Consider the following 13116-nt stretch of genomic DNA (forward strand, 5'->3'; position numbering starts at 1 on the left):
GGCTGCAGGGTCTGTTCAACTGCACCACGTTTGAACTCCGGACTGTATTTTCTTCTCTTCGACATAAACACTCCTTTTGCCCATTATCAGGCTTCTTTGAAGTGTCCGCAAAATCGGGGTAGAACCCATTGGTCTTCGTATCGGTTATCGTGCCATCACCATTATCTGAATAACGTTGATCAATCAATGGCTTTGCCTGTACTGATGTTTGATAAGCCAGTATTAATACTGTGGCTGTAAACATTGCTAAAGCACTAAAGGTATTTTTCAAGATCATTTTCGATTTCCCTTTCAAAAATCTGAATTGTATAAGCGTGATCAAATCTAACAGTATTTTATGTATTTTAATAACTACATTTCATACTTAATATAAACAAAACAATTAGGATCTTTGATTTTTTATCTTCGAATAATACCTCTTAAAGCCATAGTATTTGCTCAACTTAAATCTGTTGTTTTCAATTGTTAACGTTCTAGAACAATCCGATAACGCACATCGCCGTTACGCAGTTTTTCAATCGCTTCGTTTATCTGCTCAAACGGATACATTTCAATCACTGGTTTCACTTGATGGCGCTGGGCAAATTCCAGCATTTTGCTGCAGGTTTGCATGCTACCGGTGTCAGAGCCGGAGATACTTCTTTGCGCTTCTGTCAGGTTAAACACTTTGATATCTAACGGCTCCATAGTGGCGCCGACAAAGTGCAACCGTCCTCTGGGTTTTAATTTACTCAGATATAGGTTCCAGTCCAGTTTGACGTTGACTGTAGAGAGAATCATATCGAATTTTCGGGGTAGTTCTGCCATGACGGCTTCATCACGCGAGTCCAAACTGTAATGAGCGCCCATATCCAGAGCTTCCTGTAATTTGGACGAGCTGGTAAATGCCGTGACTTCACAGCCCCAGGCTTTAAGAAATTGCAAAGCAAGATGCCCTAGCCCACCAATACCAATAACGGCTACTTTGTCGGTTGGTTTGGTCGCAAATTGAATCAGAGGATTAAATACAGTCAGTCCGCCACACAGCAAAGGACCAACTGATTTTAGATCAATGCCTTCAGGCAGACGAATCACGCTATTGGCATTTGCTCGTACCTTATCAGCAAAACCGCCATGATGGCCGACGATGGTGGGCGTTAAATCTGAACAGATGTTTTCGTCGCCGTTATGGCATTGTTCGCAGGTTTCACAATAATCTGCATACCAGCCTAAGCCAACGTTTTGGCCAACACTCAGGTTGGTCACAGCAGCACCAAGCTGAATTACTATTCCCACAACCTCATGCCCTGCCACAACAGGATATGAGGACATTCCCCAATCATTGTCGATAATGCTGATATCACTATGACAAATACCGCAATAACGCACCTCAATCTCAACCTCATGATCGCCAAGTGGGCCGGGATCATATTGATAGGGGGTAAGTTTGGCTCCTGCTTCCAGTGCCGCATAAGCATTAATCATCAGTTGTCCTTCAAGAATCAGCAAAACGAAATCGTTGCTTAATTATATTGCTGCATCTCACTGGCAATTATCTGAAAATGGCAAAATTTGCTGATTACTTGTTTCTATAGCTGCTACCCGCTATCTTCTGCACACTTGATTTAAGGAAACCAAGATGAAAGCGCTTTTTCAATCTTTATTTATAATAATTTGTTTATCAGCATGTGCAGCTAACCATACGAAGATTCCAAATGACGTGGTAAAAGTCAGTCAGCCTTACTCAGGCACTCAACCAAAAGCTCTGGACACTGAGCGGGCTGATCGTCAGGCACTAGAAATTTGCCGAGATCGAGGTTTTACGGGTGCCGAGCAGCTTGGGATCGAGCAACAGGTTTGCGCTAAATATACCGGTTGGTATCAATGTTTTTATCATGAGGTTGAGCAGCAATATCAATGTACCAATCATTAATCTGCCATCGAGAAAATACTTAAGAGCAATATAATCAACAACGATTCTTCACTTAACGAGGACTCTTTCCAGAAGATACAAAAAAGCCTCACCAGCTAAGCTGATGAGCCTTTTTTATGTGAGCTTAAGTTTTACTCAGCTTCTTTAACGATTTGTGCTTGATGGAAGTTTTCAATACCCATTTTGTCGATTAGGCTTAATTGAGTTTCCAGCCAGTCGACATGTTCTTCTTCAGATTCCAGAATTTTCTTGAATAAATCACGAGTCACGTAATCTGCAACTTGTTCGCAGTATTGAATGCCTTCTTTCAAATCTGGAATAGCGTCCATCTCTAATGACAAATCGGCTTCAAGCATTTCACGGGTATTTTCACCGATACGTAAAGCGCCGAGTTCCTGTAAGTTTGGCAAACCTTCCAAGAATAAAACTCGCTCGGTCAACGCGTCAGCATGTTTCATTTCATCAATTGATTCATGATATTCATGCTCGTAAAGGTTCTTAAGCCCCCAATCCTTATACATTTTGGCATGCAGAAAATATTGGTTAATCGCCACCAGCTCATTACCCAATACTTTATTCAGCAACTCAATAACTTTTTTATCACCTTTCATCGGATTCTCCTTTATTCCAAAATCTAATGAAGACGATTATCGTTGATAAGGTATAAATGTCAAAGGTAAGTTATTGATATTAAAGGTAAGCGATAACAATTATCATCTTCATTCGGTTCAATATGGAGACAAAAAACAAGAAATAGCAATTAATGCTAAATAAATTAGTGACTTGTTAGTTTTGTCAAAAACCACACATTAATAGGGGTAAAACGAATTTGAAGGGAAAAAGGGAGAATGGCGATTGAAGAGGAAAAAGCAATCTGCGCAATATTAACGGCTGGCATTAACTGAATGAGCAACCAGATAGCTATCCTGCTCATTTGATTGTGGTGCATGTTGCTGTAACACACGGTTTACTTTGAACTGACATTTACCACAGCTTGCAGCAGCACCAGTGCATTCACGAATAGCATCCAACGTGGCAGCACCAGCATCGATAGATGCTTTTACTTTGTCGACATTCACGTTGTTGCAAACACAAACTATCATTAAATAAACCCCGATGTTTAACGTTGATGTAAATGATAATGATTGTTATTTATTTAGTCAAACACCTTTCGCAATTTTTTGGGAGAAATTCCCGAAATTCTTTGTTGCGATGAATGAATTTACATCGTAACGTAGCTGTACCAAGCGAAGAGAACTATATGAAAGCCATATCAGCAACCGTATTAATTGTGGAAGATCATCGGGATTTAGCCGCCAATGTGGGCGATTATCTAGAAGTTGGCGGTTTTACCGTGGATTTTGCAACGGATGGCATTACCGCATTACAGTTATGTGAGGAACACCACTACGATGCAATCGTGCTGGATATCATGCTACCTGGGATTGACGGTTTTGAAGTGTGTCGCCGATTGCGTCAAGAAATGCACCTACATACCCCCATCATCATGCTCACCGCTCGCGATACCATCAATGACAAGGTGAATGGTTTTGATTTGGGCGCAGATGATTATCTGATTAAACCGTTTGAAATGCGTGAACTGGAAGCGCGGCTGATTGCCATGATTAGACGGCAACGCGGAGAACTTGAGGGAGGGAAACTTACGGTAGCTGATCTCACTTATGATTTGGATACGATGCGTGTTATGCGTGGCGATAAGCTGATCAAGCTTTCTCCAATCACCCTGCACATATTACGAATTTTGATGCGCGAATCACCTAAGATCGTCAGCCGTGAGCGCCTTGAGGCTGAAGTATGGGGAGATGATGCTCCGGACAGCGATACCTTACGCAGTCATCTGTATAACCTGCGTAAAAGCCTGGATAAACCATTTCAACATCAATTGATGCATACCCTACCGGGAGTAGGTTACAAGCTTTGCAGAGAAGAGGACTTGTAATCAGCGACTACGGAACTGGGCTTTAGGAAAATGCACACTGACCTCAGTGCCCTCACCCATTTTGCTGGATAAACGCAGGTTCCACTCATAACGATTACATAAGCGTTTCACTATGGTCATGCCGATACCATAACCAGTCGCTTGTTGTTTATCATCAGCACGGTAAAAAGGTTTGAACACTTTTTGCACTTGTTCCCTATCCATGCCGATTCCACTATCCGCTACGGAAAAACCATCAGAACGAATAGAGACAGTGATGTTACCCCGCAAAGTGTAATTGAAAGCATTACGCAGCAAGTTTCCAATCAAAATCGGTAACACTCGTTCAGCAGCAAGCACCACTAAAATGCCAGACTCTTCGACATTTACCGTAATCGGTTTGTCATGGTGGATCATCCGCAAGTTATCCAGTTCGGCGGCAATCAAGTCATTAACCGTCACTTCTCGTAATGGCAAAGCTTCGATCTGCTCCCTTGCCAGCAACAATAAGGTTTCAATCAGTGACTCCATATCCATCAGCGTGCGATACATACGGTTCATTTCTGTTACCGCCAGATCACCGTATTTTCGTTCTACCAGCTCCAATGCACCACGAATAACGGCTATCGGCGTACGAAGCTCGTGACTGACATCGCGGGTAAAATTGCGTTCACGCTCAACAAATTGTTCTAAACGATTAGTGAACTCGTCGAGCGCCCGCACCAGGCTGGAAACTTCATCATCGGGAATATTGCGTAAATCATCTAAATCCAGTTGGGGAAAGTTACCTTCTCGAAAATCTACCTCATTCACTGCCCGAGACAATTTCATAATCGGCGACACGGCTTTATGTGACTGCCGATAGGCAAACCATGCCAACAGATAAAGTACAATCAGCACCAGTCCCAGAGGCAACAAACCAAATACCAAAGCCAAACGCGACACTTTGACTTCATCAAAAATCAGATATAAACGTCGATTGCCCTTATCCTCGACATACACGATAGGTTGCTGTCCCGCCAGCTCAGCCCGTTGCAAACCTGGACCAAGATCTCGCAATGATGTGGGTAAGTCGGAAAAGTCATCCAGCTCAGCCATATGAGCTTTGAGATTCATCGTATTTGGTAAAGGAAACGTGGGGTCCTCAGAACGCATATCCCAAAAATGCTGCGCTTCACCTTCCAGAGCAGCACGCACCAATACATCCTCTAACGTTGCTTTCGCCGCATAAATTCCCGCGATAGCCACCAGGCTGATTAAGGCAATCTGTATCAGAAAGACCTTAACCAGCTTGGCTTGCAGATTGGTATTGGATTTAGCCATTACCTCAGTTTACCCGTTTGGAGAATAAATAATGCGTTACCAGCCATTCCGTTCCATCGCGATAACCAAATAATTCTGCACAAGCCATAAAGAACAGCCGCCAGCGTTGTAGCCAGATAGCGCCCTCGCCTTCCCCGTAGGTTTGATCAAACAGTGCTTTAATCTGCTTGGCATTTTTATCGGTGTTCTCCAACCAGGCTTCAGCTGTTTTCTGATAATGCTGACCGTTTACCAGCCACTGTTTTTCGATCTGTAATGCATCCTGAAAATGCAGCAAGGTATCAGCCGAAGGCATCAGCCGCCGGTAAAAAAATAACGCCCCATCCAATTGTCATCACCTTCGGTTTCAAATGGATAGACCACACTGCGGTGACAGAAAATATGCACAAATAATTTACCGTCAGCATTCAGCCAGCGACTGACTTTATCAAGTAATTGCTGGTAATTACGCATATGTTCAAACATCTCAATCGATACGATTCGATCAAATTGCGTGTCCAGCTCCAACTCATTCACATCGCAGGTAATAATATGAATGTTGGTTAATCCGCGGGCAAAGGCCTGCTTTTCAATATACTCTCGTTGCGAGTTTGAATTCGACACACCAGTAATGCGTGAATATGGAAAACGCTGAGCCAAGTATAAGGTTAATGAACCCCAACCACAGCCTAACTCCAGAATGTCCTGACCATTTTTGAAATCACCACGCTCGATATAAACTTCCAGCATAGCTTTTTCGGCTTGATCCAGAGAGATGGTGTGATCATCCCAATAACAGCTGCTGTATTTAAGATTCTTGCCTAATGCAAGCTGATAAAACTCAGCCGGAACCTCATAATGCTGCTCATTAGCTGCTTGAGTTTCAATGGCAATCGGACTTTTGCGCAGCATCTCAATGCATTGATTTTTGATTTCACTGGCCGCTTCCGGATCAAATGCGTTTTCATCGTGAAGTCTTTGTTTTAGCAGTTTTCGGATGCCACCCTTATTAATAAATCGGGTACTAAGCCTTTTTCTGCAATTGAAATCAGACTCATGTTTTTTTCCTCCAGGGAATGAATGCACTGGTTGTTTGTTGATAACGGCGATACTTTTCACCACGACTGCGAATCGCCTGTTGTTCGGTGTAGGGTATGCCGGTAATGAAATAGAGAAATAGCAGCATGATCACCGGTGCCAGCCATAACCAAGCGCCATGTTCTATGCCAATCGCCATTAAGGGATAAGCAAACCAGTGCAGCCATTCAAAAAAATAATTGGGGTGTCTGGAATATTTCCATAAGCCGGTTTGACAGACTTCACCTTTGTTATTGGGGTCGGCTTTGAAATTAGCTAATTGGTTATCAGCAATCGTTACCCCGGTAATTGCGATAATGGCAACCAGTAAACCGCTATATTGAGCCAGGCCTAACGCTTCAATTTCCCCCTGACTAATTAACCAGACCGGAATGGCAAAACCCCAGGCCAGCAGTGCCTGAAACTGGAAAAAGAAAAAATGATAAAAGTTGCTTTTATCACCCCAATATTCACGCAAATATTTATAGCGGCCATCTTCGTCTTCACCTAATACACGCTTGGCAAGGTGCGACCCCAATCTCAAATACCACAACAACATAATCGTGGCAGCCAAAATACTTAAAGGCAGATGGCCATCGCTGGTCAGCAAATGGAATAACGCTAAAAAGCTCAGTGAAAACGCCCATAACACATCAACAATACCGGCATTTTTACTGCGAATTTGCCACAGCCAGCCACCCAACATCACTAAAGAAACAATAAAAAGGCTAGACCACAGCATGCTGTTTTCCCGATTCTTGGTGACGCCAATAAATGGCCAATGTGAGTAATAACGGAATCGCCAATCCCCAGCTGATGGCAAGCACCACAATCAGGATTTCCGGCTGTATCCAATCCAATGCTCCCAATCGGCTGCCTGCATAGTAAGAAATCGGACTGGCAATAGCAGAAAATACCCCTGCCAATAAACGACGTTTTAATAACCATGACATCGAGTGATTAAGTGTTAAGGCAAAATTGATCCATAGACACCAGATCCACCACGGTGCAATCGGCTCAATGGTTTGGGCCTGATAGGCCATCAAACTCCAGGCAGACCAGCTGGAGTCGAGTACCACTCCAATTAAAATTGCCGCCAGCACTAATTTGTAATCAGTCTGTTTCCAGGGGTAAACGCGAAAATGAATAATTAAAAAGGCAACCGTAAAAAGCACAGCTGGTGAATTCAACTGCGCGGCGCCACTTAAAACGCAGACAAACCAGCCGAGTTGAAACAGCAAAAAATTAATTATGGTCAACCGATCAGGCATATGCAGGACACCACTGGGCACGACGATTATCAGCTTTACTAAACAGCAAGTGCACATCACTGATACTACGTTCGGCAAAACCACCTTCGCAGTAGCACAGATAAAACTCCCACATGCGGATAAACGAATCCGGATAGCCCATAGCACGGACTTTATCTAATGAAGCGTTAAAACGTTCACGCCAGACTGCAAGGGTCATGGCATAACTTGGTCCTATATCTTCCAGACTAGTAAGTTTGAGTTTTGCTTTTGCCGCCGCATTGCTGAGCACGGTGACACTAGGGATAAAACTGCCAGGGAAGATATATCGCTTGATAAAATCCACCGATCTTACCGCTTGAGCATAGCGATGATCTTCCAGCGTAATAGCTTGAATAATGGCTAATCCATCTGGGGTTAATAGATCAGCACAGCGCTGAAAATAACCATCGATATAGTGATGTCCGACAGCCTCAACCATCTCAATTGAAATCAGCTTGTCGTATTGCCCTTGCAGGTCGCGATAATCTTCGAGCAAAACCGTTACTTGCTCTGTCAGGCCGGCATTTTTTACTCGTTGCACCGCATAGTCATATTGCTGTTTGGAAATAGTGGTTGTCGTGACTTTGCAGCCGTAATGTTGAGCAGCAAATACCGCACAGCCACCCCAGCCGGTACCAATTTCAAGAAGGTGATCAGTCGGTTGTAAATCGAGCTTGTCACACAATCTGGCCAGTTTTTGCTGTTGAGCGGTTTCCAGTGATTCGTTGCCGCTGTAATAAAGCCCAGAGGAATACATCATCCAATCTTTATCGAGAAACAATTCAAATAACTCATTCCCCAGATCGTAATGAGCCGCAATGTTCTTGCGACTACCGGTTCGACTGTTACGATTCAGCCAGTGAAAACCTTTGAGTAATGCTCCGGTAATTCTGGCAAAGCCTTGCTCCAATTCATCGGTCAATGACTGGTTACGCACCAGAATTCGCACCAGAGCGGTTAAATCACTGCAATGCCAATCGCCCTGCATATAGGATTCCGCTGCACCGACACTACCGCCTTGCACCACAGACTCAAAAAAGTGCCGATCATAAACCGTCAGCGTGACCGATAAATCAGCCTGTGTATCGCCCAGTTCATATACTTCACCTGCCGTATGTAAATGAATACAACCTTTCTGAATTCTGCTCAGTTGACGGATTACTGCTTTTTCATAGAGTTTAGACAGTCGGCTGATTTTGCCATTTTGCGTCTCGATAACGGCCGATTTACTCATTTATCATCTCCATGAGGTATTACAGGCTGGGTCACAGTTTCGGCTTGCTGATCCGGATGACTAAAGGTTGGGGTGTGTTTTCCCCATAAGCGTAATGCCTGCCAGTAAATACGCATCACAACCCTCAGTGTTTGCAATGGATAACGAATCGGTAACCAGCGCATCGATTTGGCAGTCATCGGCTGAAAGTCTGCGTGTAAGGTGGCATCAAACTGACGTTCACCTTCGCGAAATAACACCATATTTATGTTGACGGCATCATTATCCAACTTGAAACGCCAGTGATACTGAATATCCATCGGCATAAATGGCGAAATATGAAACTGCTTGTCAAAATCAAAGTGCCAGGGCTGGGTCTGTTGCTGATCGACTTTTAAAACATAGGCATGCCGTTCATTCCAAGGTGTATTGTTAATTTCAGCCACAATAAACTTGAGTTGATCCTGATCGACACAGAAATAAAAAGTCACCGGATTAAAAATAAGCCCCAGATATCTGGGATGAGTGAAGATCTTTACCTTGCCAGAAAAAGACTCTCCGCTACGTTGTTGAATTATTTCCTCGACAGCCTTTTTTAAATCAGCCTGATCAGACTGCAGGTAATCTTTACGATAAAAACTGATCAGATTGAATCGTTCCAGTGACCAGAAACGTGAGCGTTTAAAATGCGTCTGCAATTCATCCAAATCCAGCATCAGCATCGCCAAGGGGTACTGAAACTCATGATTTTTTGGTAAATGTCGCTGATGATGCACCCAGCCACGGTAAATTCCATCAGGCAACATTGGCAACTCCTTGCTGGGTTTGCTCAATTGCCTGGATAACTCGCAGAGCACTATTTACACCGTCTTCATGGAAACCCCAGCCCCAATAAGCACCACAATAAAACGTATGCTGCAGATCCGTTACTTCATGCCAACGTCGTTGGGAATTTAAGGTCGACTGGTTATAAATTGGATGTGCATAATGGCGATGTACCAGCACTTTTTTCGGATCAATTAAACGAGCGGAGTTAAGTGAGACAATCAGTTGTTCTGACGTCGTCAGACTCTGCAGCGTATTCATGTGATAACTCACCGTACACTGCTGCTGTAATTCCGGACCAACACGCACATTCCAGCTGGCCCATGCCTGAGAGTTTTTCGGCAATAAACTTATATCGGTATGCAGATGCATTTCATTTTCCTGAAAGTCGATGCTGCCTAACACCGCCACTTCCGTTTCACTTGGCTGATCCAGCATACGTAATGCTTGATCAGCATGTGCCGCAATGATGACTTTATCAAAATGGCGTTTTTCACCGTGGACGGTTAAGGTCACGCCCTGTAGATGTCGTTCGATACGATGTACTGGTGAACCTGTTATAAATTCAGCATCCGTTTGACGCACCAGTGCATCAACATAAGATTTGGATCCACCCTTAACAACGCGCCACTGAGGTCTATTCGTCAGGGACAACATATGATGGTTGTGCATAAAACGAATGAAATAATGCGCCGGAAAATCAACTACTGACAGGCTTGGTCCTGACCATAAAGCACAGGCCATCGGGATTAAATGATCATTAATGAAAATATCACTGTAATTATTAATAGTCAGATACTGGCCTAGCGTTAATCCATCATCATTTTCTTCTAACAATGATGGTGCTTCGCGATAAAAGCGCACCAGGTCCCAAAGCATCCGATAAAAACGTGGGTTAAACAGATTACGTCTTTGACAGAATAATTTGTTTAAATCGGTCGCGTTATATTCCAAACCTGATTTTGCATTGCTGACACTAAAACTCATTGCTGTCGGCTGACTTTCCACACCAAGTTCAGTCAAAAGCTGACTAAAATTTGGATAATTTTGTTCATTGAACACAATGAACCCTGTATCGACATTTAACGCTTTTCCAGCAACTTCCACTGAATGCGTATCGGTATGCCCGCCCAGATAATTACTGGCTTCAAATACCGTTACATCGTGATGTTTTGCCAGATAATACGCCGAAGCCAAGCCGGAGATCCCGGCACCGACAACCGCTATTTTCATACCCCGGCCTCATTGAGCATTTTATTACTTTCGCGTTTGTGCAGGGGAACGGTTTTGACGTCCCAAATTAGTCCAGCCTTTTGCATAAGTTTTAAAAAGTAATAACTGAAATCAACTTCCCACCAATAAAACCCTTGTCTGGCTGAAACCGGATAATGATGATGGTTATTATGCCAACCCTCACCTAATGTCAGTAATGCCAGAACAAAATTATTACGACTCTCATCACCGGTTTGGTAACGTTTTTTGCCGACACGATGGGCCATGGAATTGATTAGCAAAGTGGCATGTAGCAATACCACTGTTGAAATAAAATAGCCCCAAACCAACATCTGCCAACCGTTAGTACCAAGGCCAGGAGCAAATCTTTCCAGTAGCATGCCAAAAATAAATAACGCTACTGCAAGTAACACAGGAACCGTCAAATCAAAGCGATCCAACCAACGTAATTCTGCAAAACGCTGCCAATCTGGAACCAACCTGTAGTCTGCCTGATAATGTTTTCCTGACAAAAACCACCCCATATGACTCCATAAAAAACCTTGTTTCGGTGAATGCGGATCAGCAGCTTGGTCTGCATGACGATGGTGTTGACGATGATGTGCTGCCCACCATAACGGTCCGCGTTGAGTGGCACTGGCCCCGATTAAAGCAAAGACAAATTGTACCGGTCGAGAGGTTTTAAAAGCTTTGTGGGCAAAATACCGATGATAAAACGCGGTGATAGCGAACATTCTGACAATATATAAAACCACAGCCGTGACAACCGCCGCGCTGGAAACACCAACCATAAATACCGACAGGCAAGCCAGATGTAACACAATAAACGGAATAACTCTTAACCAGTCAATACCAGCATCTGCAGTGTCAGCAGATTGAGCGGAAAAATTGGTTTCACCATTGTCAAACCATTTTCGAATTGATTTCATGAAGTATCTCTTTTTCGGTGTGTTGAGCTTAATCAGCAAAGTGTGAATTGGATGTGAAGAATTACTGAACCCTCTTCACCCCGTTTTCACAGGTAATACGTTCTGATGAGATACGCTTAATAGTGAAACGGAAATATCACCATGCTCAAAAAAAGTGTTCAATCGAGATTATCGTGGTTATTGCCGTTTTTAATTTTGTTATCAGCCTGTAGCAGTAATGCCATGCAAAGTGCCTATATAGAAGACTATCGAAAAGCGCTCTCCGTTGAGGGGGTTGCCCTACAAAATGATGTTGAAGCAGTTAAAGGTTTTATCGAAGTATTTAATCAAGTCCAACACGGAGATGTGGCATCCATTATCAACGAAACATACGCCGAAACGCTCTACTTCAATGATACCTTTCGTACCATCACTAATAGAAATGAACTGATTGATTACATGCAGCATACCGGTCAACAAGTAGATCGGCTTGAGGTAAAGATCGAAGATATCGCGATGAGTAAACAGGATATTTATGTGCGTTGGGTGATGCGAATGCAGTTTTCGGTCATGGGTAAAAAAATAGATAGTGAATCGATAGGCATCAGTCAATTACGCTTTGATAAGGATGGCAAAATTATCCTGCATCAGGATTTTTGGGATGGCGTTGATGGCTTTTATCAATATCTGCCAATTATTGGTTATTCGCTGAGAAAAATCCGGAATCAATTATGAAAAAGAAACTGGTTTTATGGTCATTACTCTTACCATTTCAGCTGGCCAGCGCCAATAGCTTTGAATCGGAAATTCCTTTTGATAATAGCGTACTGCAACAATGTTCGGCTGTGCCTATCAGGGTCATGGTATTTAACCTTGGTGATGTCGCGTTATATCGGCAACAGTGCACAGATGACAGCGATCTCACCAGCCAGCCATTGCAGCTCTCATTTATTTATAAACGCAGTTTTGATGCAGAAGACTTTCAAAAATCTTCTGTGGAATTGCTTAAGCGCAATATTGATGCAAAGACTTTCGATGCCATTGAAACTGCTTTGATCGACTTTAATGCTGGCTATCAGGAAGCAAAACAAGGCGATCGTTTTGATATACGCTTTTCATCCGAGGCTGGTCTGATGTTATTTAAAAATGGTCAGCAGCTTAGCCATAGTGACAACACACAACTTGGCGAAGTCTATTTTGATATCTGGTTTGGCCAGGATCCGTTCAGTAAACGGATGAAAAATGATCTACTAGCTGGCCTGAAAAACTAAACCCGCCATCAGGCGGGTTTTAGTGAATTAAGCAACAAGATAAAAACTTCTGCAATCCTGTTCTAACTAGTCATTTGTCAGTTGTGCAACACATCGTACATACAACAATTAAGATGCCAGGCATATGGCTCTGCCGTGATCATG

General features: G+C 43.2%; 17 protein-coding genes. 4 read left to right on the forward strand and 13 right to left on the reverse strand.

From position 1 onward, the window contains the following. Together E8Q33_RS15765 and E8Q33_RS14230 are read right to left on the reverse strand one after the other, a co-directional pair. Nucleotides 1-277, reverse strand: a 277-nt coding sequence (locus E8Q33_RS15765) for a hypothetical protein (RefSeq protein WP_211116191.1), incomplete at its 3' end; no start/stop codon positions are given. Between the two features lie 188 nt (nt 278-465). Beyond that, the gene (locus E8Q33_RS14230; RefSeq protein ID WP_136555572.1) at nt 466-1464 is read right to left on the reverse strand and encodes an NAD(P)-dependent alcohol dehydrogenase; all 999 of its coding nucleotides are present in this window, start codon (nt 1462-1464) and stop codon (nt 466-468) included. 154 nt (nt 1465-1618) lie between these two features. Between E8Q33_RS14230 and yecR the strand changes: the two genes are divergently transcribed. Then, nucleotides 1619-1912, forward strand: coding sequence for a YecR family lipoprotein (gene yecR / locus E8Q33_RS14235; RefSeq protein ID WP_136555574.1), 294 nt, complete (start codon nt 1619-1621; stop codon nt 1910-1912). A gap of 131 nt (nt 1913-2043) precedes the next feature. On the opposite strand, the gene bfr is transcribed toward yecR, so the two are convergent. Both bfr and E8Q33_RS14245 read right to left on the reverse strand, forming a co-directional pair. Further along, the gene (bfr, locus tag E8Q33_RS14240; protein ID WP_136555576.1) at nt 2044-2523 is read right to left on the reverse strand and encodes a bacterioferritin; all 480 of its coding nucleotides are present in this window, start codon (nt 2521-2523) and stop codon (nt 2044-2046) included. A 273-nt stretch (nt 2524-2796) separates the two neighbouring features. Continuing rightward, nucleotides 2797-3015 (reverse strand): bacterioferritin-associated ferredoxin, encoded by a 219-nt coding sequence (locus E8Q33_RS14245; RefSeq protein ID WP_069296601.1) that lies wholly within the window; start codon nt 3013-3015, stop codon nt 2797-2799. Between the two features lie 158 nt (nt 3016-3173). Here E8Q33_RS14245 and E8Q33_RS14250 point away from each other — a divergent pair, with 158 nt between their 5' ends. Further along, nucleotides 3174-3872 carry a response regulator transcription factor gene (locus E8Q33_RS14250; RefSeq protein ID WP_069296600.1) on the forward strand — a complete coding sequence of 233 codons (699 nt, stop codon included), beginning with the start codon at nt 3174-3176 and terminating at the stop codon, nt 3870-3872. On the opposite strand, the gene E8Q33_RS14255 is transcribed toward E8Q33_RS14250, so the two are convergent. The 9 genes from E8Q33_RS14255 to E8Q33_RS14290 all read right to left on the reverse strand — a co-directional run bounded on the left by E8Q33_RS14255 (nt 3873) and on the right by E8Q33_RS14290 (nt 11722). Next, nucleotides 3873-5174, reverse strand: a complete 1302-nt coding sequence (locus tag E8Q33_RS14255; protein WP_069296599.1) for a HAMP domain-containing sensor histidine kinase — start codon at nt 5172-5174, stop codon at nt 3873-3875. It lies immediately after the preceding gene. A gap of 4 nt (nt 5175-5178) precedes the next feature. After that, nucleotides 5179-5469, reverse strand: a complete 291-nt coding sequence (locus E8Q33_RS16300; protein WP_247870126.1) for a hypothetical protein — start codon at nt 5467-5469, stop codon at nt 5179-5181. Further along, entirely contained in the window at nt 5469-6065 is a 597-nt protein-coding gene (locus tag E8Q33_RS16305; RefSeq protein WP_247870127.1) for a cyclopropane-fatty-acyl-phospholipid synthase family protein, read from the reverse strand. Before E8Q33_RS16305 ends, E8Q33_RS16300 begins: the two co-directional genes overlap by 1 nt. Nucleotides 6066-6207: 142 nt before the next feature. Beyond that, on the reverse strand, nt 6208-6972 hold the full coding sequence (locus tag E8Q33_RS14265; RefSeq protein WP_136555578.1) for a DUF1295 domain-containing protein: 765 nt from the start codon (nt 6970-6972) through the stop codon (nt 6208-6210). Next, nucleotides 6959-7501: a DUF2878 domain-containing protein gene (locus E8Q33_RS14270; protein ID WP_136555580.1), complete on the reverse strand. Its 543-nt coding sequence runs from the start codon at nt 7499-7501 to the stop codon at nt 6959-6961. The genes E8Q33_RS14265 and E8Q33_RS14270 overlap by 14 nt, the downstream gene beginning before the upstream one ends. Further along, nucleotides 7494-8756: a cyclopropane-fatty-acyl-phospholipid synthase family protein gene (locus E8Q33_RS14275; protein WP_136555582.1), complete on the reverse strand. Its 1263-nt coding sequence runs from the start codon at nt 8754-8756 to the stop codon at nt 7494-7496. The genes E8Q33_RS14270 and E8Q33_RS14275 overlap by 8 nt, the downstream gene beginning before the upstream one ends. Next, entirely contained in the window at nt 8753-9541 is a 789-nt protein-coding gene (locus E8Q33_RS14280; protein ID WP_136555584.1) for a DUF1365 domain-containing protein, read from the reverse strand. Before E8Q33_RS14280 ends, E8Q33_RS14275 begins: the two co-directional genes overlap by 4 nt. Next, nucleotides 9531-10793, reverse strand: a complete 1263-nt coding sequence (locus tag E8Q33_RS14285; protein WP_136555586.1) for an NAD(P)/FAD-dependent oxidoreductase — start codon at nt 10791-10793, stop codon at nt 9531-9533. Before E8Q33_RS14285 ends, E8Q33_RS14280 begins: the two co-directional genes overlap by 11 nt. Next, nucleotides 10790-11722, reverse strand: a complete 933-nt coding sequence (locus E8Q33_RS14290; protein WP_136555588.1) for an acyl-CoA desaturase — start codon at nt 11720-11722, stop codon at nt 10790-10792. The genes E8Q33_RS14285 and E8Q33_RS14290 overlap by 4 nt, the downstream gene beginning before the upstream one ends. A 141-nt stretch (nt 11723-11863) precedes the next feature. Here E8Q33_RS14290 and E8Q33_RS14295 point away from each other — a divergent pair, with 141 nt between their 5' ends. Both E8Q33_RS14295 and E8Q33_RS14300 read left to right on the forward strand, forming a co-directional pair. Next, the gene (locus E8Q33_RS14295) at nt 11864-12436 is read left to right on the forward strand and encodes a nuclear transport factor 2 family protein (RefSeq protein ID WP_136555590.1); all 573 of its coding nucleotides are present in this window, start codon (nt 11864-11866) and stop codon (nt 12434-12436) included. Then, a complete protein-coding gene (locus E8Q33_RS14300) occupies nt 12433-12972 on the forward strand; it encodes a chalcone isomerase family protein (RefSeq protein ID WP_136555592.1) in 540 nt (179 codons plus the stop codon). The genes E8Q33_RS14295 and E8Q33_RS14300 overlap by 4 nt, the downstream gene beginning before the upstream one ends. Nucleotides 12973-13116: the final 144 nt, after the last annotated feature.

This window comes from Methylophaga sp. SB9B (genome assembly GCF_004832235.1).
Classification (GTDB): Bacteria; Pseudomonadota; Gammaproteobacteria; order Nitrosococcales; family Methylophagaceae; genus Methylophaga; species Methylophaga muralis.

Coding starts and splice junctions, on each gene's coding strand:
- E8Q33_RS14270 (WP_136555580.1), bottom strand. CDS start 7,501: ATGCCTGATCGGTTGACCATAATTAATTTTTTGCTGTTTCAACTCGGC.
- E8Q33_RS14300 (WP_136555592.1), top strand. CDS start 12,433: ATGAAAAAGAAACTGGTTTTATGGTCATTACTCTTACCATTTCAGCTG.
- E8Q33_RS14255 (WP_069296599.1), bottom strand. CDS start 5,174: ATGGCTAAATCCAATACCAATCTGCAAGCCAAGCTGGTTAAGGTCTTT.
- E8Q33_RS14290 (WP_136555588.1), bottom strand. CDS start 11,722: ATGAAATCAATTCGAAAATGGTTTGACAATGGTGAAACCAATTTTTCC.
- E8Q33_RS16305 (WP_247870127.1), bottom strand. CDS start 6,065: ATGCTGCGCAAAAGTCCGATTGCCATTGAAACTCAAGCAGCTAATGAG.
- E8Q33_RS14280 (WP_136555584.1), bottom strand. CDS start 9,541: ATGTTGCCTGATGGAATTTACCGTGGCTGGGTGCATCATCAGCGACAT.
- bfr (WP_136555576.1), bottom strand. CDS start 2,523: ATGAAAGGTGATAAAAAAGTTATTGAGTTGCTGAATAAAGTATTGGGT.
- E8Q33_RS16300 (WP_247870126.1), bottom strand. CDS start 5,469: ATGCCTTCGGCTGATACCTTGCTGCATTTTCAGGATGCATTACAGATC.
- E8Q33_RS14285 (WP_136555586.1), bottom strand. CDS start 10,793: ATGAAAATAGCGGTTGTCGGTGCCGGGATCTCCGGCTTGGCTTCGGCG.
- E8Q33_RS14250 (WP_069296600.1), top strand. CDS start 3,174: ATGAAAGCCATATCAGCAACCGTATTAATTGTGGAAGATCATCGGGAT.
- E8Q33_RS14245 (WP_069296601.1), bottom strand. CDS start 3,015: ATGATAGTTTGTGTTTGCAACAACGTGAATGTCGACAAAGTAAAAGCA.
- E8Q33_RS14275 (WP_136555582.1), bottom strand. CDS start 8,756: ATGAGTAAATCGGCCGTTATCGAGACGCAAAATGGCAAAATCAGCCGA.
- E8Q33_RS14265 (WP_136555578.1), bottom strand. CDS start 6,972: ATGCTGTGGTCTAGCCTTTTTATTGTTTCTTTAGTGATGTTGGGTGGC.
- E8Q33_RS14230 (WP_136555572.1), bottom strand. CDS start 1,464: ATGATTAATGCTTATGCGGCACTGGAAGCAGGAGCCAAACTTACCCCC.
- E8Q33_RS14295 (WP_136555590.1), top strand. CDS start 11,864: ATGCTCAAAAAAAGTGTTCAATCGAGATTATCGTGGTTATTGCCGTTT.
- yecR (WP_136555574.1), top strand. CDS start 1,619: ATGAAAGCGCTTTTTCAATCTTTATTTATAATAATTTGTTTATCAGCA.